Genomic DNA, 22,592 nt, shown 5'->3' on the forward strand with positions numbered 1-22,592 from the left:
GCCCCCAAGGCTGACCCGCGAACCGGCCCTTTGTGGTCCGTTGCTGCGGGAGGGTTTTCTCCGGTTTGTCGGTTAGACGAGCACCGGGTACGTGGCCAGGATGTAGTCTGCGGCGGCGGGCCCCGTCATGCGGAGCCCGGTGTCCGAAGGCCGGATGCGGTGGCTTTTCATTGCGGACCAAAAATCGGATCCGGCTACCGGGTTGGACCGGTTGAGAAGGCACCAGCTGGTGTACAGCCCGTACAGCTGGTCCTTCCTCAGCGACAGGTCGCCGTCGTGATCCGGTGCGGTGGCTTCACTCAGGAAGCGGTCAAAATGTGAAACGGCCATGATTGGTTCTTTTCCATGCAGTGCATCATGTGCCGCCGTTCGGCTACAGCAGCTACGTTCCAGATCCTTGCACAAGGCCTGAAGCGGTCCACCCTGATCTAAGCGGCGGGTGTGACGTATCCAGGAGTTTTGGTGTCTTCAACGGAATATATCTACACCGTAGACTCTAGGCGTAGACTACGGGTAAAGCAATAGAGGGCAGCCAGATGCGATCGCATGCCGGCCATTTCCGACCAAAGGACCACCACGATGACAGCCCCGCAGGACACGGCCCCCAAAAGACGGCTAAACCGCGAGGTGGTCCTTAAAGCGGCGCTCGAGCTGGTGGATGCCGAAGGCCTTGAAGCCCTCAGCATGCGACGGCTGGGCCAGGCCCTGGACCGCGACCCCATGGGCCTCTACCGCTATGCGGCCAACCGCGCGGATCTGCTGGACGGGATCACCGAACTGGTCCTGAATGAGCTGGCAATCTTCGCGGAGGACCCCGATTGGCAGTCGCAGCTCCGCCGGATCGCCCATGACCTGCGGCTCCTGGCCCTCCGGCATCCCAACGTTGTGCCGCTGCTGGTGACGCGTCCGCTGTCCACCCCGCTGGGGCTGCGGCCATTGGGAACGCTGCGCCCGCTTGAACAGATCCTCGGCTTGCTCATTGAGGCCGGTTTTGCCCCCAACGACGCCCTCCACGTCTACCGCGCCTACTACGGCTTCCTGTACGGCCACATCCTGAATGAGCTTCAAGAGTTCGTTGTGGACCCGGACGAAAATGAGGCGCTGCTCCGGCTGGGCCTGCACCGGCTCCCGGCCCGCGAGTTCCCGCACCTCCGGGAGCTGGCGCCGGTTCTGGCGGATTACGACGGCGAGGCGGAGCTGGATCAGGGAATCAGCATCCTGCTGTCCGGACTCGCCGAGCGGCTGGACCCGCGGGCAGGCAAGCCGGGAGATTAGCCGCGGGCCCATTGGCCGCGGGCGCGCGGGCGCGCAGGCTGCGGGCGCGCGGGGGCGTTGGCCGGCGTCGAGATCAGGCGGGATCGAAGTGGGTACGGATGTCTGCACCCGTGAGCTTGCTGAGCATCTCTTCCGCGACTAGGCGCAGCTTCTGGTTACGGTTGCTGGACACTTTGGTCAGGATGGCCATGGCCTCGGCCTGCGAGCAGCGGTTCTGGCCCATGATCACACCGCACGCCAGGTCGATGGACGTCCGGCTTTCCATTGCGGCGGACAGATCATCCGCCAGCGACTGCGCGGTGCCAAGCCGGACCGCCAGCCGCACGGCGCCGCCGGCGATATCGGCGAAGTCTGAGGCCTCTTGGATGACGCTGTCCGTGAATACCCCGGACGAGAACGCGAAGAAGTTCAGTGCAGCCGCCGATTCCTCACCAAGCTCCAGCGGTACGCCCAGCGTGCCCTGGCACCCCTCGGCGGACAGCGCATCCCGGTAAGCAGGCCAGCGGGGATCCGTGTCCAGGTTGCTGAGCAGCACGGGGGCTTTGATTTTGAGTGCCTCGATACAGGGACCCTCTCCGATGCTTTGCTCGATCCGGTCAAGGGTCAGTGCCTTGGGGCTGCTCCCGGCTACGGTGGCCGTCCGCCGGCGGCGTTTCAGTGTCACTCCGCACTCCACCTTGCTGGATGTCGCCCTGCTCACAGCGGCGGCCGCCATGACGGACAGGCGCTGCAGAAACTCGGCAACATTCTCGCTGCCAATAATGTGGTCCTGAAGTTCCAGGACGCGTTCGCGCTCGGTGGAGTTGGCCATGCCTCAATGTAAGGCGCCCACCCGTGCGGGGCAACTGTGCGCCGCGTCTCTTCCACCCCTTGTGTGGCGGACTTTCGTCCCGAAGCGCCTAGAATTGCTGATTGACCCACGCCCTAAAGAGCAGCTGCACGCTTTGCCGAACGTCCTGGGGGGACAAACATGCCCGAATCGGCCGATAAGAACGCACGAGCCTCTGCAAAAAATGCAGGGCAGTCTCAGACGCGCCGCCGCCGCGACCTCCGTCGCCCGGCCGGTGCATCTCCGGATGCCCGGACAGGAACCATGCCCGCCGCTGCAACTCCCAACACCAGCCGCACTGCTCCCACCCGGCGGAGTTCCTGGGCAGAAGCGGCCGCCGTCGCCGACGCCCAGGCCGAAGTAGAGATCGGTCCGGAGGAAGCTCCCGCAGAGGTGCCGTCCCCGGTGCCTGCGTCAGCACCCGCTCTCCCCACGTCGCAGCCGGCCGCCTCCCGCCGGGCCGTTCCCGCGGAACCGAGCACGCCGCCGTCGAACGCTACCGCTGAAGAGACCACCTCCGCTGGTTCCCCGCAGCGCGCGACCTCGCGCCAGGCCGCGAAACTGGCGGCAGCGGACGCGCCCGACTTCATCACCTCGCCGGGTTCCTTTGTCCGCCAGCAGAAGCCCCGCCCCCGCGGCGGCTTCCGCGGCGCCCTCTTCGCCCTGAGCGGCGGAGCCATCAACCTGGGCCCCGGCCCGCGGCAGCGTGAAGAGGACGAACTGGGCCGGCGGATCTCCCGCCAGCTGCAGGGCAGCTACAACACCGCGGTGCTCAGCCTCAAGGGCGGCATCGGCAAGACCTCCACCACCGTGGGCGTGGGCCTGACCCTCGCCGAATTCCGCGGCGACGCCCCGTGCGCCATCGACGCCAATCCGGACTCCGGCGACCTCGTGGAGCGCGCCCTGGGCGAGGGCATCTACCAGCAGGCCAGCCCCCGCACCATCACGGACCTGCTCAAGAACATCGACTCGGTCGATTCCCTCACGGCGCTGGCCCGCTACATGCACCACGCCGGCCGGCTGCACCTGATCGCGGGGGAGCAGGACCCGGAGGTGTCGGACTCGCTAACGGCCGAGGAATACCTCCGCATCCGCAAGCTCATCTCCGGCTACTACTCGGTGGCCCTGACCGACTGCGGCACCGGCGTCACGCACAACGCGATGAGCGGTATCCTGCAGTCCGCCGACAACCTGGTGATCGCCGCCGGGTATGCGGTGAGCGGGGCCAAGCGTGCCCGCAGCACCCTGCAGTGGCTCGCCGGCCACGGCTACGAGGAGCTGGCACGCAACGCCATCGTGGTGATCACGGACAAGGACGAGGTCTCCTCCCGCGTGGACAAGGACGCCATCGAGGAACACCTCTCCGGCATCTGCCGGCAGCTGATCGCCGTCCCGCACGACCGCGGAGTGGCCGACGGCGACCTGGTCACCCTGGACGTGCTGCGCCCCGAGACCCGCCGCGCCTACAAGGAAATCGCGGCCGCGATTGTGGACGGGTACGTCTAGGCGCTTCCCGTTTTGCTCCGCCTGCCCAACTAGGTAGCAGTTAATGTCGTTATGGGCGCTCAAAACGACATCTGCTGCTACCTAGTTGGGGGAGGAGGCGTCCGTCTCCAGCCACTCCTGGAACGTCTGGCGTCCGACGGCGGCACCCGGCTTGGGGATGAGCTCGCCGCTGCGCATGGCTTTGCCCATGGAACCGGGGATGAATAGTTTCGCGATCTGCTTCCGCATGCGGAATTTCTGCAGGTAGGCGCGGACGAGGTCGTCCAGTTCCTCCGGGCGTGGCCCGCCGAGGTCTGGCATGCGGCCACTAGGCCCTGCCTCTGCGGCATCCACCAGCGCCTCCGCCACCTCCCGCGCCGCCACCGGCTGGGTCCGCATCTGCGGAACAAGCACCAGCGGGCCCAGTGAAGCGATGCCGACGGTCATGGGCACAAACTCGTGGAACTGGGTGGACCTCAGGAGGGTCCAAGGCACACCGCCGTGGCGGACCGTATCCTCCTGCACCAGCTTTCCCGCGTACAGCCCCGACGTCGCCGTGTCGATGCCCACAATCGAGAGGGCAAGATGGTGGCGCACTCCGGCCTTCTTCTCGGCAGCCAACAGATTCTGGGTGCTGTTCGTGAAAAAGTCCACGGCCTTCTTGGTCGACCTGGTCTGAATGCCGGAAACGTCGATGACCGTCTCCACACCCCGGAGTGCCTCGTCGAGGCCACGGCCGGTGACCAGGTCCACGCCGTCTGCACGGCTCAGGCTCACCACCTGGTGCCCCCGGTCCCTGGCGATGCTGACCACGTGGTGACCGACAATTCCGGTTCCCCCGGCAACGGCGATTTTCATAGCTTGCTTCCTTTGCTGGCAGGCAGCCAATCCCGGCAAGAGAACGGAGTGCCTACTTTCTTACATGCGCGATCCTGCCGCAGCATTGAGGCCGGCCCGGACACCACCACCGAGTTCCGCGGCGGCAATAACCTGCCACCGGTCCCGCTCCGGATCGTGCTCCACCACCGCGGACGCCTCCATCCGTCCGGCCTCGTCCAGGGCAAGCAGCAGAGCGTCCTCCAGGTTCCGGGCATACTCGAGCCGTTCGGTCAGCGAGCCCCGGAGCTCGCCGTCGTCGATCAGTACGTGGGCCTTGCCGTCCAGGATGACCTTCAGCGCGTAGCCCTGGTCCTCATGAAGGGACCCGCGGGTGGAAGCGATCTCGGTGACCATGCTGCCGCGGACCAGGCTGTTGTTGACCGTGCGTATCCACACTTCGCCCATGGGACGATCCTCCTTTTGGTGACGGGCACACGTGTAAGTACCCCACAAGGCAAACGGTAGTCCTCGCGAGGCATTTTGTGACCCCCGAATGTGCGTCGGATTCCCTGCGGTGCCGGCGGCGGAACCCGGGTCATAGGATGAAGGGGATGACCTCCGCGCAAGCCACCAAGACCTTCAGCCTCCGCAGCATCGCCGTCCCCGCATTCGGACCTGCGCTGCTGTTCTGCATCGGCGAAGGGTCGGTGCTCCCGGTGGTGGCGCTCTCCGCCCGGGACCTCGGCGCGTCCGTGGCGGTGGCCGCGCTGATCGTCACGCTCATCGGCCTGGGCTCCTGGTTCTTCAACCTGCCCGCCTCCCTCATCACCCTCAAATTCGGCGAACGCTGGTCCATCGTCGGGGCCGCAGCGGCCGGCGCCCTGGCGCTGACGGCGGCCGGGCTGTCCTCGGTGATCCCCGACGGACTGTGGCTGCTCGCCGTGGCGATGGTCGTCGTCGGAATGGCCGCAAGCGTCTTCAGCCTTGCCCGGCAAAAATACCTGACCGAGGCGGTGCCGGTGGCGTTCCGCGCCCGTGCCCTGTCCACACTGGGCGGCGTGAGCAGGATCGGCATCTTCATCGGACCGTTCGTGGGCGCAGGCATCATGCAGTTCGCCGGGATCAGCGGTGCGTACTGGGTGGGCGTGGCGGCCATGGCAGCCGCTGCCGTCCTGTCCATCACCATCCCCGACCTGCCTGCTGTTGGCGGTTCGGGCGGCGGGCACCACGGCCCGGAGCCCACCATGCGCGGCATCGCCCGGTCCCACGCCGGGGTGTTCCTCACCGTGGGCGCCGGCATCCTGCTGCTCAGTGCCCTGCGCGCCTCCCGCCAGGTGGTCATCCCGCTGTGGGCGGACAACCTGGGCATGGACGCCACGCAGGCCTCGCTGATCTACGGCCTCTCCGGAGCGATCGACATGCTGGTGTTCTACCCGGCGGGCAAGCTCATGGACCGCAAGGGCCGGCAATGGGTGGCCATCCCGTCCACGGTGATCATGGGCACCGCCCTCATGCTCATCCCGCTGACGGGCACTTTTGTGGGCCTGCTGCTGGCGGCCCTGCTGATCGGGTTCGGCAACGGCATCAGCTCCGGCCTCATCATGACCCTCGGGGCCGACTTCTCCCCGCCCCGCGGGCGCGGCCAGTTCCTGGGACTGTGGCGCTTTATTGCCGACGCCGGCGCCACCGGCGGTCCGGCGCTGCTCTCCGGCGTCACCGCGGCAGTCTCACTGGGGGCGGGCGTGTGGGCCACCGGCGTGCTGGGGTTCGCCGCCGCCGTCGTCTTCGCCATCACGATTCCGCGGCTCAAACACCGACGGAACTACTAGCTGACGCAGCAGGACCGCGTGCCGTGCTGGCGGCGGCCGCGCTTACCCGCCAGACTGCCGGTATGACGATTATCGAAAGTTTGGCGCCGTTCATCGGAAGCTGGCAGGGCCACAACTTGCTGCGGATCATGCCCACGGACGAGTACCAGGAATCAGTGTCGGCCGCGACCGTCACCGTGACCGCCGGGGCGTTCGTGACCATCGAGTACACGTGGCAGCACGAGGGCAAGCCGCAGAGCGGCCTGCTGCTCCTGGGCTCCGGCCCGGCCGGTGGTGAGGCGGGTGGTGAGGTGCCCGGAACGGCGGCGGGTGAGGTGCCGCCGTCGGACGCGGCCGCCGGAACCCAAGGGGCCAAAGCGGTCTGGGTTGATTCCTTCCACTCCGGGCCGGAATGGCTGACCCTTGACGGGACCATCGACGACGACGGCGTGATCCGTCTGACCGGCTGGTACCCCGCCCCGTCCGGACCCGACTGGGGCTGGCAGATCCACGTCCACCCCGGCGACGGCAACGGCGGACGGATCACCATGCACAACATGGTGCCCGGCCACGATCCGTACCAGGTGGTCGACGCAACGTACCGCCGGCAGGCCTAGGGCGAGCCATGGAAGCCGGGCAGTCGCCCACGCACTCCCGGCGCCACCCAACCAGCCAGGCAGCAAGCCCTACGACTCGTGACGCTCTCTCACTTCTTGTGCCTTTTCCCCAAACGCTCTCTCACTTCTTGTGCCTTCTTCCCTGAACGCTCTCTCACCATCTCCGGCGTCCCGGCGGGGTGAGAGAGCGTTGGGCCTTTTACCGCATGAAGTGAGAGAGCGTTGGGTTTATTGCCGCATGAAGTGAGAGAGCGTTTGGGTTTATTGCCACATGAAGTGAGAGAGCGTTTGGGCTCAGGCGTCGCGGTGCCGGGGCTTCGCCGCCGCGCCGTACTGTGCCAGGGGAGACAGCAGGGCGCTGCGGAGCTGCGGGGAGAGCTTGGTGGGAACATCCACCTCCGCGGCGATGGCCTGCAGCGTGCGGCTCATGTAGTTCCTGGCGGCCGCAGCCAACGTGATGTCCAGGATTTCCCGGTCGGTGAAGCCGTGGTCCCGCAGCTCGAGGGTGTCGGCGTCGGTCATGGCCACCGCGTCCGTGCTGAGCCGTTCGGCGTACTCCATCATGGCCACCTCCGCGGGTGTTAGCCCCGCGTTGTGATAGTCCTTGGCGATCTGCACCAGCTCGTCCTCGGCAATGGCCCGCAGCGCCTTCAGTCCGTGGGCCAGCCGGCAGTGTGCCGAACCCAGCGACTGGGCGGCGGCCAGGGTGATCAGCTCGTAGCGCCGCGCATCCATGTTCTGCGTGATGGCGCTGATGAGCGCTTCAAACGCCACATACGCCTCCGGGTTCACCGCCAGGTCCTTCGTGTGCTTGGCGACGTAACCGTGGGACCGGAGGTCGTCGTCGTATATCTTCGCCTTCAGGCCGAACGCCTGGCTTTCGGGAGTGGTGGCGAGTATGGACATGGGGGATCCTTCTTCCGGCTGGGGCCACCCGCGCTGCACGGCGGTGGAGAGCCCTGGCAGCGCCGGTGCGGACAAGTGCGATATTCCTCCGCGACCACCGGCGAGTCAACACACAGACCCGGCGTGTTCGGGAGCCTGCGGCACAGTGCGTAGCAGCCGGGCCCCCATGCAGGAGTGGGCCGGGAAGAACAGGTACTGACCACTCAGGTGGACCCTAAGGCTGCTGAGTAAGGTCAATCCCGTGCGCCGGTGGATCGAACACCGGACCGCGGCGGGGCGGCGTGGATGCCGCCGTCAGGGTTCGCCCGTACCTGTTTGCAACGTATGGTCTCCGCCCACCGGGTGATACGTTCCCCTGCAAAAGATTTGGAGACTTCCATGTTCGGTAAATCAACCCGCTGGCTCGCGCCACTCGCTGCGGCGGCAGCTGTCCTTCTGACGGCGCCGGCCGCAGGTGCCGTCGTCGACCGTCCACCTGGAGCTCAGGACTTTGAGTTCACCACGCCGGGCTGCGACTTCCCGGTTCTGGTCACAGGCACCGGAGGCAAGATCACCAGAATAACGTTCGGAAACGGGGACTTCTTCACCGCTGGCAAGGGCGTCCTCCTCACCTACACGAACCTTGAAGACACGAGCAAAACCTACACGGTGAAGACCTCCGGATCCGTCGCGAAGTATGTCACGAACCCGGACGGAACCGTGACGGTCACGTTCACAGGACACAACGGTTTTGCGTTCTTCCCTGTGACGGACGTGGGTGGGCCGGCGATAACGCAATACACGGGCAGGCTGGTGCTCACTCTGGATTCCCTGACCACCTTTAATGTGGTGGATGTGGAAGCCCCAGCGGGCCAAACCGTGGACGTTTGCGAAGCGCTGTCGTAAGCATCTCCAGACCGATGGCCCGGGCGCAGTGCGGCGCCCGGGCCATCCTGTGTGTCCGCGCCAACTCACCCAACCCCCGCAGCTCACCCAACCCGCGCCAACTCACCCAACCCCCGCGAGCCTGATCGCCTCCGCGAACGCGGGCAGGCTGCGCTCCATCATCTCTTCGTTGGCCGTGAGCGAGATCCGGAAGAATCCCGGTGTTTCAAACAGGACCCCCGGCAGCACAAAGACGTCACGGGTGGCCAGGGACTCGGTGAACGCTTCGTCGTCGGGAACCGGCGAATGGACGAACAGGTAGAACGAGCCCTCCGGCCGGTGGAGCCGGTAGCCCATCCCCGTCAGCTCCTCGTGCAGCCGGTCCCGTTTCCGCTGCAGCTGTCCCACATCGATGGAAAACGTCTCCAACGCAGGCAGCGCGTACTGGAGCAGCGCGTTGGGGTAGATCCAGCCCATGGCCACCTGCACCGCACCCAGGATTTCCCGCAGGGCGTCCCGGTCCGGCATGGTGGGCGGCAGGGCCAGGTAGCCTATGCGCTGTCCGGGTGCCAGGTGCGTCTTCCCGTAGGAGTAAGCCAGCAGGGTATGCGGATAGTACTCGGCCGGGCTGTGGAAGCGGGCGCCGTCATAGACAATCCGGTTGTAGGCCTCGTCGGACAGGAGGTAGATCCGGCGGCCGTTCCGCTCCGACGCCAGCTCCAGCATCGCCGCCAGCTTTACCAGCAGCGTGGTCGGGTAAATCCGGCCGGTGGGGTTGTTGGGGGTATTGACGATCACCACCCGGGTGCGGGGCGTGATGGCGGACGCGACAGCCGTGAGGTCCAGGTCGAACGTCTCCTCGTCGAGCCGCACCTTGACCGGGACCAGGCCGGCCTCGACGACGATCGGCTCGTACAGGAACCACGGGGGCAGGCTGTAAATCACCTCATCACCCGGGTCCGCCACGGCCTTCAGTGCCATGGCGATGGCGGTGAACCCGCCCGTGGTGAGATGGATGTCCTCCGGCTCGAACGGCATTTCCAGCAGGCGCTGCAGCGATGCCGCCGCCGCCTGCTGGGCTTCGGCGCCGTTGGACTTATACGCGAACCAGAGTTCGTTCCTGGGCTCCAGCTGATCCCGCAATGCCGCTACATATGCCTCTTGCGGCATTTGGTGCGGATTGCCCAGGGTGAAGTCGCAGATTCCCGGATCGTTCTGGCGCCGGGCATGCGCGCGCAGGAATCCCTGGACCCTCAGCAACGACGGAATTGAGGCAACGGCCCTGGCCCGGGCCGGGAAATCCACCCGCGTGGAAAGCTTGGATTCGTAGAGATCGGCCATCAGAGCAGCCCCCTGAATTGAGCAGCATGGAAGTCAGCTCGCTGCTGAGCCAGTGGAGGCTGTGGTGCGATTTATTCTGGCCTTCACCCGCGGCAATGTAAATGGGAATCCGCTGGTAAAGGGACGCGCCTTTCGCTGCAATGGCCGTAAAATTAGGGACCAACCTGCATCACTTGTGGTGTCCACGGGTTGACCGGGAACTGGGTCCGATCAACTTGCGCATCCCACCGGACCGAACCGGGCCGGCCAGACCCAGGAGTATCGCATGCTTCCGATCAACCTCGTTGTTGTTCTTGCCGCCCTGCCTCTTCTACTGAGCCTCGGATCTGCACCCGCAGCGGCATCCGCGGCGGCCCGGCCCGCTTCCGACCAGGAGACGATGTTGCAGGTCACGGCAGCGCTCCCGCTTGAAACGGACCCCTCCGTGAAGGCTGTGGACAGCACCGCGGAGATCAGCGACCCTGCGTGGTTCAAACAAGCGTTCGACGCCGGTATTCGGCTTTACGTGATGCATTCCACTGCGTGGGGTAATTGCGAGCCGTGGCACCGGACGCAGGCCCAGCTCAAGATGGCGCTCGACGCCGGCCTGAAAATTGCCATCTACACGCGGGATGCGTCCTGCTGGCAGGGCGGCATCAGCGCGGCCGGACCGTATGTCCCGCAGCTGCAGTTTTTCGCCCTGGATGTTGAGCCTGGCAGTTCGCCGGTGACCCGGGCGATGGTGGACGGCGTCAAGGGCTTGGGTGTGCGTCCGGTGATTTACAGCGGCCGGCACATCTGGCCGGCCCTCATGGGTAGCAGCGCGGCCTTCGCCGACGTTCCACTGTGGGACACCGACACAAGCAACCTCGACTACTCAACCTGGACAGCTGACTACCTTGCGCCCGCCCCGGTGCAGTACGGCGGCTGGAACACGTCCACCACCATGCGGATCGGCATCCAGCAGAAGTTCGAGCACAGCCTCAACGGCGTGCCGGTGGACCTGAACTCCTTCCACGCCTCGTTCCTGAAGTAGCGCCCGGCTCTGTCAGCGCCAGGCGGGCCGTCAGCGGCCGCCGGCCACCCGCCGTCGTGCGGCAAAGGCGAACAGCGCGGTGGTGGCCACGGTGGCAAGGTACCCGGCCACTACGATCAGTGAGATGCCGCCCCAGAAGTAGCTGGTGGTGCTGCCGCCCTGGCCGGGGATGTACCGGGTGAGCAAATACGCGGCGGCTGCCGCAAACACCAGGGAGATCAGGCCCGGCAGCCGGATCCACCAGCGTGAGGACGCCCAGTGCCCGCCGAAGCCGTCCCACACGTTCCAGGAATTGCCCGTGCGGATGATCAGCCATCCGGCCGGGATCGCGAAGGCGCCCACCAGCAGGAAGGCCGCCACGACGTCGGCGGGCCGGTGCCACTGGTTCACCACCGTGGAAATCCCGGACACGATGGCGAAGCTGCCGCCCACGAAGCCTGCGAACGGCCGCCAGCGCGGCGAGGCCATCAGGAACACGGCGGCCGCAGCCGACGCAGCCAGGGTGGTGTGGCCGGACGGCAACGAATTCAATTCCAGGGTTTCGACCCCGCGGAACGGCCGGGCCGGCAGCAGTTCCTTCAGTACCTGCGTGGCGATGTTCGCGCCGATACATGCGGCCACGGCAATGCCTGCGGCCCTCCACCGTTTGCGGATCACCGTGACAAAGAGGACCACGACGGCGGCCATCACCAGCGAGATGGTGGGCAGCCAGTCCAGGAACCTGGTTGCGGCCTTCCCGGCGGGCCCGTGGATGGCGACGGCCTCCACGAGGGCGGATTCGTCGATGTACTGCCCCGTGGTGGTCCGCACGAAGAAGTAATACGTTGCAATCAGGCCGGCAACACAGGCCAGTGTTGCGAGGATGCACAGCGCCCCCAGTCGCTTGGTGCCACGCACCTGCCCGGCCGGCCGCCGTCGTCGGGAATCTTTAAGGTGAGAACTCATCACCATCAGCGTCCCACAAAATGCTGAGAGCCGTCTGAGGAAAGTGCCTGCGCCGTGCCTCCGAAGATGCCTGCGCCGTGCCTCCGAAAGTGCCTGGACGCTGTCTTCTGAAGGCTGATAGGTCTAGCGTGAGCAGTGAGGGCGGGTGCGCATCTGCGCGCTGGCTGCAAACACCGGGTGGGGATCCGGTCAGGTTGGTTTTCGCAGTAGTGAGGCCGGCGTCAGGAACAGGAACAGCGCCTTTTCGGTCTCCCAGGGCGAAGGAACGGAACGGCTATGATGGCTGTCCAGGAAGCCCGGCCGAGGTACCCGTTGGCCGGCCAGAACGTGTACATCCTTAACGACGAAGAAGTGGTGAGGCGCGGCCTGCGGCGACTGCTGGAGGCCGGCGGACTCAGCGTCGTCGGGGAGTCAGGATCCGCCTGCGAAGCCGTCCGTCGGATCCCTGCCCTGCGCCCGGATCTGGTCATTCTGGACGATGATCTTGCCGACGGTTCCGGTGCTGGCGTGTGCCGTGCCGTCGCCGCTGCCGACCCGTCCATCCGGTGCGTGCTGATGACCGGGGAGACCGACGAAAGGGTGCTGATTGACTCGATTCTGGCCGGAGCGTGGGGGTGTCTGTCGGAACAGGATGACAGCACCGAACAGCTGCGGCTGATCCGCCGGGTCCTGGACGGGCAAACCGCCTACAGCCGCCGGTTCCAGCCGGGGATCCTGACTCCGGTCTCCGGGTTCGGGCCGGACCGGCCGGATGAGAGACTCCTCAGGCTCTCCAGACAGGAAAAGAACGTGGCCATGGGCCTGGGGCAAGGGTTGAGTAACCGCCAGATCAGCCAGGAGATGTTCCTGGCGGAAAAGACCGTCAAGAACCTGGTTTCGTCCGTGTTGGTGAAACTCGGGATGACGCGCCGGACGCAGGCAGCCGTGCTCGTCACCAGGACGCTGAATCGGTCAGAGGATCCGGCCTACGGCGGCTACCGGTCCAGCCGGTTCCCGGTTTTGATCGCCGAGGTGACCGCTGCGCTGCTGAACTGCACCAGCGAGGCCGGCACTGTGGCCTTCACGGACGGCATGCGGGCAGCAGGGGTCGTCCGGCTGGCCGAAGCACTCGCCGCGGCCCGGACCCCGCTGACGCTCGTCCGCCCGCTGCCAACCCGGTCCTAAGCGCCCGGTCCTAAGCGCCCGGTCCCAAGCACCCGGTCCTAGGCACCCGGCGCTAGGCACCTGGCGGCGAACGCCCTCTGTGCCCGAGCAGAGGCTCCGTCTGAGTGGTTACGTCTTCTGCCGTGGCGTTACTGTCCCCGCGGTGTCTCCACCATCGATCACGAACTCGGCTCCGGTGACGAACGAAGATTCGTTGGAAGACAGGTAGAGGACGAGGTCCGCGACTTCTCCGGGATGGCCTATACGGCTGAGCGCCACGTGGCTCATGTCCATTGTCATGTCGGCCGTCATTGGGGTGGAGATGACTCCGGGATGGACGGAGTTGACCCTGATGCCATAGTGTCCCAGGTCCAGCGCGGCGCTCTTGGTGAGTCCGCGCACGCCGAACTTCGAGGCCGTGTATCCGGGGATCTGCTCGTAGCCGCGGATGCCGGCAATCGAGGAAATATTGATTATCGACCCGCCTTTGGACTGCTTCAGGGCGGGGATTGCGGCCTTGATCCCGTTGAAGGTGCCGGTCAGGTTCACGGCAATGACGGTGTTCCATTGCTCCAAGGTGTAATCCTCGATGGAGGCGAAGTTCACAATGCCGGCATTGTTCACCAGGATGTTCAGGCCTCCGAACGTCTCGACGGCGGCGCTCACCGCAGCCTCCCAGTCCTGGGGGCTGGTCACATCGAGGTGGACATAAAGCGCGCCAGAGCCGATGCGCTCCGCGGCTTCCTTTCCCTCTTCGTCCAGGATGTCGCCCAGGACGACCTTTGCCCCTTCACCATGGAGCCGCGATGCGATCGCAGCTCCAATTCCGCGTGCACCCCCGCTGACCAGCGCTACTTTGTCGATGACTCGTTCCACGTGATGCTCCTTCGGTGATGAGGCCTTTAGATGTCAGGATGTCCGTCTCGCGTGCTCAGTCAGGACGGCCGGGGCGGCCGGACGGCCGGGGCGTGGGCCCCCGCTAGCCGCGGCTGATCGGGAGCTTCTTCGGGGCCCCGGTCTGGGCTGCGGCCTCGTCCGGCAGGGGTGTGCGGACTTCCAGGACACCGTCGGTGTAGGAGGCTTTGATGTCCTCTTCCTTCACGCCTTCGGGCAAGGGGATGCGGCGGCTGAAGGATCCGTAGCGGAACTCGGACCGGTAACGGTCCTTGTCCTTGTGCTCTTCCTTCTCCTGGCGTTCGGCATGGATGTGCAGAAAGCCGTCGGTGAGGGTGATTTCCACGTCTTTGTCGGGATCGACCCCCGGCATCTCGGCCCGCACCACCAGGGTCTTGCCGTCGACGAACTCCTCGACGCGGATCGGGGCAGCTGCCGTGGTGGATTCAAACATGCGGTCCAGGGAGTCCATCAGCTCCAGAGGGGACCTCAGCAGCGTGTCGAACGGAGAGGTCCATCGGGAAGCCGCACGCGGGGACCATTTGAACAAATCAGACATGGCTTTCTCCAAACTATGGACAGGGAAAGGCCAGAAGAGTGGCCGGTGTTCTTTCAGTACATACCCGCCGGAAAACAACTAACAGAGACCAAAGACCCCTCGTCGCGGACCGAAGTAAGAGGCTCGCTCTCCCGGATCAAACCGCCGATTCCGCGGGCTGGGAGCACCGTACCGAGGGCCACCACTGGCTGCACTTGCGTCCCAAAACAGGTAGCAAATACTCGTGCTGGCCGGCAGCGATTTTCCTACGCTAGGGATACCGGCCGCCAGCCGATCAGCACTAAGCCGGCGACCGTAGCGGATGCCAATGCCCACGACGACGGTGACACGCAGGGCATTGGCGTCCGCAAAACCCCGCATTTGCTCGCCCTGTTTACTCGCCCCGTTTCGAGGCGTATTCGCCGTCCTCTTCCGTGTCCGGATGTGGCGTACGCCGGCGTCCGATTAACCGTTGACACCCCGGCGACGGCGGCGCTAGCTTGAACGTATTGTCGGCCTGAACACAGCGGCCGCAACATCACCCGCAACATCACCGCATCACAACTGGTCTCGTCGCCTAGCTGGCATTTGATGTTTATAAACATTGGCAGGTCAGGCCCCGTTGCGTCCCCTCCTGCCATCTTCAGGAGTGCTGCCATGAACCGAAAAATGAGGTATCTGTGCCTGCCCGCCGCCCTGGCGCTGGCATTGCTTACGGGAATTTCCGCTCCGGCGTCCGCCGGATCCGACGGCGGAGGCGGGGCTGCAGGGCCGTGGCCCCCGCAGGACACTGACGGAAAGTACGTCTCGGTTCCCGACTCGTACTACGAGCCCTACGAGTTCGAGGCCTGCGACACCACCATCAAGGTGGAAGCCGGCGACGAGCGCGAGGTGAAGTACAAGGGCGAGAAGAAGGACGACGGGACCCTGGTGATCAGGTTCCGGGGCGACGCCACCATTGACCTCACCCGCGTTTCCGACGGCGCCACGATCGACGAGTTGGACGTCTCCGGACCCTTCACCCAGAGGCTCGCAGCGGACGGCCTGAGCGCCCACCTCTCCGCACGGGGTCCCAGCCTGGTGTTCGCTATGGGAGCCGCTGACGAGAAGGCCTTTGAGGACGCCGGGCTGCCGAAGGCCTTCTACTTCGAACGCGGACGGTTGGCAGGCAACGTTGTCTACGCCGCCGCCGACCAGATGGAGATCGTCTCCGGCGAGGTCACGCACAACAGCATCCGGGACGCGAAGGACATCTGCAAGCTGCTGGACCGCGCCAAGGATGACGACCACAACCACCGGTAAATCCACGTTTGCCAGGGCGCGTTCGGCCCTTCCAGCCGGCGGCCATCGCACGCTGTTCGCGGCGCGTGATGGCCGCTTTCCTGAGTACATCGGAGCCGCCAAAACGAGTAGCGGATACTCATGCGGCGGCGGCCCGGGGTCCCTAGGATTTTAGCAACGGTCCGGTTTTGCACGGACCGCCCCGCAGCAGATCCGGCGGTTATCCGCAGGGAATGTGCGCCCGGGGCTCCTTGAGCTGGGCCGGCGGCGACGAGTCTCATAAACGTGAAGCTCGCCCCCAGTCGCCGTCGGCCCTACCAAGGGACTCCTTGGCCTCCCTGTCTGCAGCGGGGCTTTTTCGCGGCCGCCCGTTTTCGCGTCGGCCCGTTGTCAGGGGTGGCCGGTAGAGTGAAATCATGCCTGCCGACGCACCCAGCCAGCCCCGGGGGAAAGACTCCGAAATGGACCAGGGCCTTCCTTCCCTGGACCGGTTATTGGCGTCCGCGCACGTGGTGAGCCTGCCCATGCGCGTGAAGTTCCGCGGCATCACCCAGCGTGAGGCCCTGCTGCTGGAAGGCCCGCTGGGATGGGGCGAGTTCTGTCCCTTTCCCGAATACGGCGACGCCGAAGCCTCCCGGTGGCTGGCCGCCGCCGTCGAGGCCGGCTGGCAGGGCTTTCCCGCGCCGCTGCGGTCCGTGATTCCGGTGAATGCCACCGTCCCGGCCGTCTCGGCGGACCGCGTTCCGGAGGTGCTGGCCCGCTTCGGCCGGGTGGATGCCGTCAAGATCAAGGTGGCTGAACGCGGCCAGACGCTCGACGACGACGCCGCCCGGGTGGCCGCCGTCCGCAGCGCCCTCCCGTACGCAGCCATCCGGGTGGACGCGAACGGCGGGTGGGACGTTCCCGCAGCCGTGGAGGCACTGACCCGGCTGTCCGCCGTCGGGCTGGAATACGCAGAGCAGCCGGTGCCGGACATCGACGGCCTGGCCGAGGTGCGCCGCCGGCTGCGGGCCGCCGGCATTCCCCTGCTGATCGCTGCCGACGAAAGCGTGCGCAAGGAGGACGACCCCCTGCGCGTGGCGCGGGCGGGCGCAGCAGATCTCATCGTGGTGAAGGTAGCGCCGCTCGGGGGAGTCCGGCGTGCGCTGGACATCGTGGCGCAGGCCGGGCTGCCCGCCGTCGTGAGCTCCGCGCTGGACACCTCGGTGGGGATCCGCGCCGGGCTGGCTTTGGCGGCCGCGCTGCCGGAACTGCCGTACGCGTGCGGGCTGGGGACGGTGTCCCTGCTCGCGGCCGACGTCACCCGGGATCCGCTGGTGGCCGACGACGGCGCCATCCGCCTTCGCGACGTCACGGCCGACGCCGGGCTGCTCGAGGAGTTCGCCGCCCCCGCCGACCGCCGGGACTGGTGGCTGGACCGCCTCCGTCGGGTGCACGCAGCGCTGGCCGCCCCCGCCCAGGCCTGACGCTCTCTCACTTCCTGCGGGTTTTCCCGCGACGCTCTCTCACTTCCTGCGGGTTTTCCTGCGACGCTCTCTCACTTCCTGCGGGTTTTCCTGGGACGCTCTCTCACCCTTCTGCGCGACACCGCCGGTTCACCGGATCTTCATCTGGTTGTCGGCTCCCGGTTGGAAGCTGCTGGCAGGGTTGGCGGGACCGCATCGGATTCCTTGGAAGGCCCCCTCATGTCTGAAACGACCGGACGCAAGTTTGCCCTGCTCCCCATGCTCGGCCACACCAAAGGCAAGCGCAGCCCCGTCACCTGCGCGCTGAAGTGCGACAACGCCTGCTCGGGCGAGGTCTGCAACACCAGCTCAAACAGCTACTTCCGCGACATCGCCTCCGCCACCATGTCCCGCCGCGCCGCCCTCGGCTTCGGCGCCGCCGGTGCGCTCGCCGTCGTGCTGGGCAGTGCGGTCACGTCCGCCGGAACTGCCGTCGCCGACGGCGGCACCGGCCTCGCCGCCGCAGCGAAGGACGGCTTCGGCAAGTCCAAGCTGCAGTTCACCGCGATCCCGTCCATCGCCGCGGACGTGGACACCCTGACTCTGCCGGCCGGGTTCACCTGGCAGCCCGTGATCCGCTGGGGCGACCCGATCTTCAAGGATGCTCCCGCGTTCGACATCAACAACCAGACGGCGGCCGCGCAGGAAAAGCAGTTCGGCTACAACAACGACTACACGGACATCCTCGAGGTCCCGGGCAGCAAGGGCCGCCGCGCCGTGCTCTTCGCCAACCACGAATACACCAACGAGAACATCATGTTCCCGGCCACCATGCCGGCCGCCGATGTCCGCGCCGTGGGCCAGGCCGCGCACGGCCTGACCGTGGTGGAGCTGGAGCGGCAGAACAAGAACAAGCCGTGGAGCTACGTCCAGGGCGCCGGGCTCAACCGCCGCTACCTGAACAGCACCGTCTACGAACTCACCGGTCCCGCCGCCGGTTCCCCGCTCGTGAAGACCATCGACGACCCGTCCGGGCGCAAGATCAAGGGCACGCTCGGCAACTGCTCCGGCGGCACCACACCGTGGGGAACCGTCCTGTCCGGCGAGGAGAACTTCAACGGGTACTTCGTCGCCCCGGGCACGTCCGCTTCGGACCTCCGTTACGGGCTGACCTCAAAGGCAACCGCCCGCCAGTGGGAACTGGACGACCCCCGCTTCGACACCCGCAACGCCGGCTACGCGAACGAGACCAACCGCTTCGGCTGGATTGTGGAAGTGGACCCGTTTGACCCCACGTCCACGCCGAAGAAGCACTCCTCGCTGGGCCGGTTTAAGCACGAGGGCGCCAACGTGATCGTGGCCGAATCCGGCCACGTGGTGGCCTACATGGGTGACGACGAGCGCTTCGACTACCTCTACAAGTTCGTCTCGAAGGACAAGTACCGCGACGGCGACCGCAAGCACAACATGACGCTGCTGTCCGCCGGCAACCTCTACGTGGCCAAGTTCACGGGCAACTCGCCGGCGGCCGAGATCACCGGGACCGGCGCGGTGCCGGCCGACGGCGCGTTCGACGGCACCGGCGAATGGCTGCCGCTGGTGGTTGACGGCGCCTCGGCCGTGCCCGGGATGACCGTCGAAGAGGTCCTGGTCTACACCCGCCTCGCCGCAGACAAGGTGGGCCCCACCAAGATGGACCGCTGCGAGGACGTGGAGCCCAGCCTGCACACCGGCAAGGTTTACGTTGCCTGCACCAACAACTCGGACCGCGGTAAGGCCGGCAAGGAAGGCGCCACCGAGATCAACCCGCGCAACGCCAACCGCGACGGCCACATCGTGGAAATCACCGAAACCGGCGACCAGACCTCCACCAAGTTCACCTGGAACCTGCTGATGGTCTGCGGCGATCCCGCCCAGGGCGACGTCACCTACTTCTCCGGCTTCCCGGCGGACCAGGTCTCGCCGATCTCCTGCCCGGACAACCTGGCGTTCGACTCGGTGGGGAACCTGTGGATCTCCACCGACGGCGCCCCTGCCGGCATCGGACGCGCGGACGGCCTGTTCAAGGTGACCCTCGACGGCGCCGATCGCGGCAAGGTGGAGCAGTTCCTGGCCGTCCCGCGCGACGCCGAGACCTGCGGACCGATCGTGCACGACGACGAACGCACCGTGTTCGTGTCCGTGCAGCACCCGGGGGAGGAAGGCACGTTCGACGCACCGAACTCGTACTTCCCGGACTACGTTCCGGCAGGCACGACGCCGGCTGCCGGTAAAGCGCGCGCCCCGCGCCCGTCGGTGGTCCAGGTCTTCCGGGGCTAACGCCCGCTTCCCACTCATCGGGCCGGGTCACCCCACCGGCCCCTCCGTCCCGCCCCACCTTCCCGCCCCCTTCCAGGACGCTCTCTCACTTTTGGTGCCTTTTTGACGGACGCTCTATCACTTTTGGTGGGTTTTTGGAGGACGCTCTCTCACTCCCTGACCGCACGGTCGGGGGAGTGAGAGAGCGTCCGTTTTTTGGCGGCAGGAAGTGAGAGAGCGTCCCGGATTTATCCGCAGGAAGTGAGAGAGCGTCGGAAGGGCCCGGGACTGATAATTTGAGCTTGTGAATAATCCGGCCGAGATGGTTGTCCCCAGAGTCCAGGCAGCTATTGCCCAAGCGTTCGGCGAAGAGTTCCGGGACACCGACCCGGTGGTCCGGCCGTCGCAATTCGCGGACATCCAGGTCAACGCCGCCATGGCGCTCGCGAAGAAGGTGGGCCTGGCTCCACGCGACGCTGCCGCGCGCATTGTCGAGTCCCTGGAGCTGGACGGCCTCTGCACCGGCGTTGAAATCTCCGGCCCGGGCTTCATCAACCTCACGTTCGACGGCACCTGGATCGAGGAGCTGCTCAACGCCCAGGCTTCCCAGCCGCAGGGCGGGCCGGAGACGCAAGCCCAGCGCGTCGTCGTCGACTATTCCTCCCCAAACGTTGCGAAGGAAATGCATGTGGGGCACCTTCGCACCACCGTGGTGGGGGACAGCCTGGTCCGCGTCCTCGAGGCGCTGGGCCACACGGTGATCCGGCAGAACCACATCGGCGACTGGGGCACGCCCTTCGGCATGCTGATTGAGCACTGGCTGGAGATCGGCGAGGATTCGCCCGAGGCCGCGCTGCTGGTGGAGGACCCCAGCGCGTTCTACCAGGCGGCGCGGGCAAAGTTCGACGGCGACCCCGACTTCGCGACGCGGGCCCGCCTCCGCGTCGTGTCACTCCAGTCGGCCCACGAGGAGACGCTGGAGGTCTGGCAGCGGTTGGTGGACCACTCGAAGGTCTATTTCAACGCCATCTACGCCACGCTGGGAGTCAGCCTCGAGGACGACCACATCGCGGGTGAAAGTTCGTACGATCGCCATCTAGCACAGCTGTGCCAGGAACTGGAGGAGCGGGGCCTGGCCCGCGTCAGCGAAGGGGCACTGTGCACTTTCCCCGCCGGGTTTACGGGCCGGGACGGCGAGCCGCTGCCGCTAATCATCCGTAAGTCCGACGGCGGGTACGGGTATGCCACGACGGACCTCGCGACCATCCGGTACCGGGTCCAGGACCTTCAGGCCGACCGCATCCTCTACGTGGTGGGCGCCCCGCAGAACGTGCACCTGCGGATGGTTTTTGAGACCGCCCGCGAGGCCGGCTGGTTGCCGGACACGGTGGAGGCCACGCACGTGCAGATCGGCAACGTCCTGGGCGAGGACGGCAAGATCCTGAAGTCCCGTTCGGGCACCCCGGTGAAACTCATGGCGCTGCTGGACGAGGCCGTGGACCGCGCCCGTGCCGTGGTGGACGCCAGCCGCCCTGACCTTCCGGAGGACGTGCGCGCCGTGACCGCCCGGCAGGTGGGCATCGGAGCGGTGAAGTACGCAGACCTCTCCGTGGGGCACGATACCGAGTATGTATTCGATTTTGACCGCATGTTGGCACTCAGCGGCAACACCGGCCCGTACGTGCAGTACGCCGCCGCGCGGATCCGCTCCATTCTGCGGAAGGCCGGCGAGGCGGAGTCTGTGGCGGAGGCAGAGTCTGCGGGCGAGGCTGGGTCCCCGGGTGAGGCGGCTTCCCTGGGCGAGGCGGCTGGCGAGCCGACGGCGGCTGCGTCCATCGCCGTCGTCGAACCCGCCGAACGTGCCCTGGCCCTGCACCTGCTGGAGTACGGCGCCAACCTTCGCCGGGTGGGGGAACTCCTCGAACCGCACCGGCTGTGTGCGTACCTGTTCGAGCTCGCGCAGCTGTTCACGTCCTTCTACGACCAGTGCCCCGTGCTCAAGGCGGAGGATTCCGTTCGCCAGTCGCGGCTGGCCCTGTGCGCTCTGGTCCTCCACAGGCTCTCCGAGGGACTGGACCTGCTGGGCATCGAGACCCCGGAGAACATGTAGGCGCCGGGATGTGAGAGAGCGTCCGGGGTGAGGCGCCGGGATGTGAGAGAGCGTCCGGGGTGAGGCGCCCGGATGTGAGAGAGCGTCCGGGGTGCCAGGGCCTGGTCTAGCTTCTCTGCCCTTTACAAGTGCCTACACTTTGGTCAGTCGGAGATTTCCTTTGCATGGACGAGCCCGGCGAGGGCTCTGCGCAGGCGGGCATCGGCGTCGTCCGCGACCTCGCGGACGGCCGGACTATCGCTGAGTTGGACCATGGTTTGCGGATCGATGGCTTCGACTGTGGTCTCGCGTGCGTTCTTGGCTCGTCGGACAATGACGTTGCATGGAAGCAGCGCACCGAGCTCAGGCTCGGCTGCGAGGGCCCGGCTCGCCAAAGCGGGGTTGCAGGCGCCAAGGATTACGTAGTCGCCGACGGCATCCCCGGCGTCGATCCCGAGTTTGGATGCAAAGGTGGCGCGGACGTCAATTTCCGTGAGTATGCCAAAGCCCTCTTCCCCGAGTGCCTCCCGGGTGCGCTGAACCGCATCCTCCCACGATAGCGGGACGGTAACGGAGTGTGTGTAGCTCATAAACCTGCTCCTGAAATGTCGTTGCAGATACGGTCCGGGTGGGTTTCGGCACGGGGTCGTGCAGTCCCTGCTTATCAGGCGAGGGAGAGGAAGAGCTTTTCCAGCTCCTTCCGGTCCATGGTGGCGTCTTCGCGGACGATGCATTGCTCCAGGCCGCTGGCGATGATGGCGAAGCCGGCCTTGTCCAGGGCTTTCGACACGGCAGCCAGCTGCGTGACGATTTCCTTGCAGTCCCTGCCCTCCTCCAGCATGCGGGTGACAGCTGCTAGCTGGCCCTGGGCGCGCTTGAGGCGGTTGACCACCGGGGTCAGTTCAGTCGAATCGAGTTGCATGGAGTCTCCAAAGGCGTGGGTGTCTTGCCATCAACCATATACCCCGTGGGGTGTTTTGCATACCCCCATGGGTATCTG

Annotated in this window: 22 protein-coding genes; 11 read left to right on the forward strand and 11 right to left on the reverse strand. The window is 66.2% G+C overall.

The genetic code is table 11. The features are described from left to right. Positions 1-72: 72 nt before the first annotated feature. The gene (locus AC1DRE_RS09455) at positions 73-330 is read right to left on the reverse strand and encodes a hypothetical protein (protein WP_476984380.1); all 258 of its coding nucleotides are present in this window, start codon (positions 328-330) and stop codon (positions 73-75) included. Between the two features lie 249 nt (positions 331-579). Between AC1DRE_RS09455 and AC1DRE_RS09460 the strand changes: the two genes are divergently transcribed. Continuing rightward, positions 580-1,275: a TetR/AcrR family transcriptional regulator C-terminal domain-containing protein gene (locus tag AC1DRE_RS09460; protein ID WP_476984381.1), complete on the forward strand. Its 696-nt coding sequence runs from the start codon at positions 580-582 to the stop codon at positions 1,273-1,275. A 73-nt stretch (positions 1,276-1,348) separates the two neighbouring features. Here the strand turns inward: AC1DRE_RS09460 and AC1DRE_RS09465 are convergent, their stop codons facing one another. Beyond that, entirely contained in the window at positions 1,349-2,086 is a 738-nt protein-coding gene (locus AC1DRE_RS09465; protein ID WP_476984382.1) for a GAF and ANTAR domain-containing protein, read from the reverse strand. Positions 2,087-2,368: 282 nt separating this feature from the next. Here AC1DRE_RS09465 and AC1DRE_RS09470 point away from each other — a divergent pair, with 282 nt between their 5' ends. Further along, on the forward strand, positions 2,369-3,610 hold the full coding sequence (locus AC1DRE_RS09470) for a MinD/ParA family ATP-binding protein (RefSeq protein WP_476984383.1): 1,242 nt from the start codon (positions 2,369-2,371) through the stop codon (positions 3,608-3,610). A gap of 81 nt (positions 3,611-3,691) precedes the next feature. Here AC1DRE_RS09470 and AC1DRE_RS09475 read toward each other — a convergent pair whose 3' ends face one another. Beyond that, positions 3,692-4,447 carry an SDR family oxidoreductase gene (locus tag AC1DRE_RS09475; protein WP_476984384.1) on the reverse strand — a complete coding sequence of 252 codons (756 nt, stop codon included), beginning with the start codon at positions 4,445-4,447 and terminating at the stop codon, positions 3,692-3,694. Between the two features lie 60 nt (positions 4,448-4,507). Beyond that, positions 4,508-4,873, reverse strand: a complete 366-nt coding sequence (locus AC1DRE_RS09480) for a hypothetical protein (RefSeq protein ID WP_476984385.1) — start codon at positions 4,871-4,873, stop codon at positions 4,508-4,510. Positions 4,874-5,019: 146 nt separating this feature from the next. On the opposite strand from AC1DRE_RS09480, the gene AC1DRE_RS09485 reads away from it, so the two are divergent. Both AC1DRE_RS09485 and AC1DRE_RS09490 read left to right on the forward strand, forming a co-directional pair. After that, positions 5,020-6,237, forward strand: a complete 1,218-nt coding sequence (locus AC1DRE_RS09485; protein ID WP_476984386.1) for an MFS transporter — start codon at positions 5,020-5,022, stop codon at positions 6,235-6,237. Between the two features lie 62 nt (positions 6,238-6,299). Further along, positions 6,300-6,833 (forward strand): DUF1579 family protein, encoded by a 534-nt coding sequence (locus AC1DRE_RS09490; protein ID WP_476984387.1) that lies wholly within the window; start codon positions 6,300-6,302, stop codon positions 6,831-6,833. Positions 6,834-7,127: 294 nt separating this feature from the next. On the opposite strand, the gene AC1DRE_RS09495 is transcribed toward AC1DRE_RS09490, so the two are convergent. Further along, positions 7,128-7,739 carry a carboxymuconolactone decarboxylase family protein gene (locus AC1DRE_RS09495; RefSeq protein ID WP_476984388.1) on the reverse strand — a complete coding sequence of 204 codons (612 nt, stop codon included), beginning with the start codon at positions 7,737-7,739 and terminating at the stop codon, positions 7,128-7,130. A 378-nt stretch (positions 7,740-8,117) separates the two neighbouring features. Between AC1DRE_RS09495 and AC1DRE_RS09500 the strand changes: the two genes are divergently transcribed. Continuing rightward, positions 8,118-8,624 carry a hypothetical protein gene (locus AC1DRE_RS09500; protein WP_476984389.1) on the forward strand — a complete coding sequence of 169 codons (507 nt, stop codon included), beginning with the start codon at positions 8,118-8,120 and terminating at the stop codon, positions 8,622-8,624. A gap of 102 nt (positions 8,625-8,726) precedes the next feature. Here AC1DRE_RS09500 and AC1DRE_RS09505 read toward each other — a convergent pair whose 3' ends face one another. Beyond that, a complete protein-coding gene (locus AC1DRE_RS09505) occupies positions 8,727-9,944 on the reverse strand; it encodes an aminotransferase class I/II-fold pyridoxal phosphate-dependent enzyme (RefSeq protein WP_476984390.1) in 1,218 nt (405 codons plus the stop codon). A 265-nt stretch (positions 9,945-10,209) separates the two neighbouring features. On the opposite strand from AC1DRE_RS09505, the gene AC1DRE_RS09510 reads away from it, so the two are divergent. Continuing rightward, positions 10,210-10,959 carry a glycoside hydrolase family 25 domain-containing protein gene (locus AC1DRE_RS09510; RefSeq protein WP_476984391.1) on the forward strand — a complete coding sequence of 250 codons (750 nt, stop codon included), beginning with the start codon at positions 10,210-10,212 and terminating at the stop codon, positions 10,957-10,959. Between the two features lie 30 nt (positions 10,960-10,989). Here the strand turns inward: AC1DRE_RS09510 and AC1DRE_RS09515 are convergent, their stop codons facing one another. Further along, positions 10,990-11,910 carry a phosphatase PAP2 family protein gene (locus AC1DRE_RS09515; protein ID WP_476984392.1) on the reverse strand — a complete coding sequence of 307 codons (921 nt, stop codon included), beginning with the start codon at positions 11,908-11,910 and terminating at the stop codon, positions 10,990-10,992. Between the two features lie 270 nt (positions 11,911-12,180). On the opposite strand from AC1DRE_RS09515, the gene AC1DRE_RS09520 reads away from it, so the two are divergent. Next, the gene (locus AC1DRE_RS09520) at positions 12,181-13,068 is read left to right on the forward strand and encodes a response regulator (RefSeq protein ID WP_476984393.1); all 888 of its coding nucleotides are present in this window, start codon (positions 12,181-12,183) and stop codon (positions 13,066-13,068) included. A gap of 108 nt (positions 13,069-13,176) precedes the next feature. Here AC1DRE_RS09520 and AC1DRE_RS09525 read toward each other — a convergent pair whose 3' ends face one another. Further along, a complete protein-coding gene (locus AC1DRE_RS09525; RefSeq protein WP_476984394.1) occupies positions 13,177-13,923 on the reverse strand; it encodes a glucose 1-dehydrogenase in 747 nt (248 codons plus the stop codon). A 103-nt stretch (positions 13,924-14,026) separates the two neighbouring features. Then, positions 14,027-14,500 (reverse strand): Hsp20/alpha crystallin family protein, encoded by a 474-nt coding sequence (locus tag AC1DRE_RS09530; RefSeq protein WP_476984395.1) that lies wholly within the window; start codon positions 14,498-14,500, stop codon positions 14,027-14,029. Between the two features lie 636 nt (positions 14,501-15,136). Between AC1DRE_RS09530 and AC1DRE_RS09535 the strand changes: the two genes are divergently transcribed. From AC1DRE_RS09535 to argS, 4 genes are all read left to right on the forward strand, one after another. Further along, complete coding sequence (locus tag AC1DRE_RS09535) at positions 15,137-15,781, forward strand: hypothetical protein (RefSeq protein ID WP_476984396.1); 645 nt, start codon at positions 15,137-15,139, stop codon at positions 15,779-15,781. 395 nt (positions 15,782-16,176) lie between these two features. After that, positions 16,177-17,226, forward strand: coding sequence for an o-succinylbenzoate synthase (locus AC1DRE_RS09540; RefSeq protein ID WP_476984397.1), 1,050 nt, complete (start codon positions 16,177-16,179; stop codon positions 17,224-17,226). Between the two features lie 219 nt (positions 17,227-17,445). Continuing rightward, the gene (locus tag AC1DRE_RS09545; protein WP_476984398.1) at positions 17,446-19,524 is read left to right on the forward strand and encodes a PhoX family protein; all 2,079 of its coding nucleotides are present in this window, start codon (positions 17,446-17,448) and stop codon (positions 19,522-19,524) included. A gap of 301 nt (positions 19,525-19,825) precedes the next feature. After that, a complete protein-coding gene (gene argS, locus AC1DRE_RS09550; protein ID WP_476984399.1) occupies positions 19,826-21,613 on the forward strand; it encodes an arginine--tRNA ligase in 1,788 nt (595 codons plus the stop codon). 143 nt (positions 21,614-21,756) lie between these two features. On the opposite strand, the gene AC1DRE_RS09555 is transcribed toward argS, so the two are convergent. Both AC1DRE_RS09555 and AC1DRE_RS09560 read right to left on the reverse strand, forming a co-directional pair. Beyond that, the gene (locus AC1DRE_RS09555; RefSeq protein ID WP_476984400.1) at positions 21,757-22,182 is read right to left on the reverse strand and encodes a DUF302 domain-containing protein; all 426 of its coding nucleotides are present in this window, start codon (positions 22,180-22,182) and stop codon (positions 21,757-21,759) included. 74 nt (positions 22,183-22,256) lie between these two features. Beyond that, the gene (locus AC1DRE_RS09560; RefSeq protein WP_476984401.1) at positions 22,257-22,514 is read right to left on the reverse strand and encodes a metal-sensitive transcriptional regulator; all 258 of its coding nucleotides are present in this window, start codon (positions 22,512-22,514) and stop codon (positions 22,257-22,259) included. Positions 22,515-22,592: the final 78 nt, after the last annotated feature.

This window comes from Arthrobacter sp. P4_H3 (genome assembly GCF_056400885.1).

Coding starts and splice junctions, on each gene's coding strand:
- AC1DRE_RS09455 (WP_476984380.1), bottom strand. CDS start 330: ATGGCCGTTTCACATTTTGACCGCTTCCTGAGTGAAGCCACCGCACCG.
- AC1DRE_RS09460 (WP_476984381.1), top strand. CDS start 580: ATGACAGCCCCGCAGGACACGGCCCCCAAAAGACGGCTAAACCGCGAG.
- AC1DRE_RS09465 (WP_476984382.1), bottom strand. CDS start 2,086: ATGGCCAACTCCACCGAGCGCGAACGCGTCCTGGAACTTCAGGACCAC.
- AC1DRE_RS09470 (WP_476984383.1), top strand. CDS start 2,369: ATGCCCGCCGCTGCAACTCCCAACACCAGCCGCACTGCTCCCACCCGG.
- AC1DRE_RS09475 (WP_476984384.1), bottom strand. CDS start 4,447: ATGAAAATCGCCGTTGCCGGGGGAACCGGAATTGTCGGTCACCACGTG.
- AC1DRE_RS09480 (WP_476984385.1), bottom strand. CDS start 4,873: ATGGGCGAAGTGTGGATACGCACGGTCAACAACAGCCTGGTCCGCGGC.
- AC1DRE_RS09485 (WP_476984386.1), top strand. CDS start 5,020: ATGACCTCCGCGCAAGCCACCAAGACCTTCAGCCTCCGCAGCATCGCC.
- AC1DRE_RS09490 (WP_476984387.1), top strand. CDS start 6,300: ATGACGATTATCGAAAGTTTGGCGCCGTTCATCGGAAGCTGGCAGGGC.
- AC1DRE_RS09495 (WP_476984388.1), bottom strand. CDS start 7,739: ATGTCCATACTCGCCACCACTCCCGAAAGCCAGGCGTTCGGCCTGAAG.
- AC1DRE_RS09500 (WP_476984389.1), top strand. CDS start 8,118: ATGTTCGGTAAATCAACCCGCTGGCTCGCGCCACTCGCTGCGGCGGCA.
- AC1DRE_RS09505 (WP_476984390.1), bottom strand. CDS start 9,944: ATGGCCGATCTCTACGAATCCAAGCTTTCCACGCGGGTGGATTTCCCG.
- AC1DRE_RS09510 (WP_476984391.1), top strand. CDS start 10,210: ATGCTTCCGATCAACCTCGTTGTTGTTCTTGCCGCCCTGCCTCTTCTA.
- AC1DRE_RS09515 (WP_476984392.1), bottom strand. CDS start 11,910: ATGGTGATGAGTTCTCACCTTAAAGATTCCCGACGACGGCGGCCGGCC.
- AC1DRE_RS09520 (WP_476984393.1), top strand. CDS start 12,181: ATGATGGCTGTCCAGGAAGCCCGGCCGAGGTACCCGTTGGCCGGCCAG.
- AC1DRE_RS09530 (WP_476984395.1), bottom strand. CDS start 14,500: ATGTCTGATTTGTTCAAATGGTCCCCGCGTGCGGCTTCCCGATGGACC.
- AC1DRE_RS09535 (WP_476984396.1), top strand. CDS start 15,137: ATGAACCGAAAAATGAGGTATCTGTGCCTGCCCGCCGCCCTGGCGCTG.
- AC1DRE_RS09540 (WP_476984397.1), top strand. CDS start 16,177: ATGCCTGCCGACGCACCCAGCCAGCCCCGGGGGAAAGACTCCGAAATG.
- AC1DRE_RS09545 (WP_476984398.1), top strand. CDS start 17,446: ATGTCTGAAACGACCGGACGCAAGTTTGCCCTGCTCCCCATGCTCGGC.
- argS (WP_476984399.1), top strand. CDS start 19,826: ATGGTTGTCCCCAGAGTCCAGGCAGCTATTGCCCAAGCGTTCGGCGAA.
- AC1DRE_RS09555 (WP_476984400.1), bottom strand. CDS start 22,182: ATGAGCTACACACACTCCGTTACCGTCCCGCTATCGTGGGAGGATGCG.
- AC1DRE_RS09560 (WP_476984401.1), bottom strand. CDS start 22,514: ATGCAACTCGATTCGACTGAACTGACCCCGGTGGTCAACCGCCTCAAG.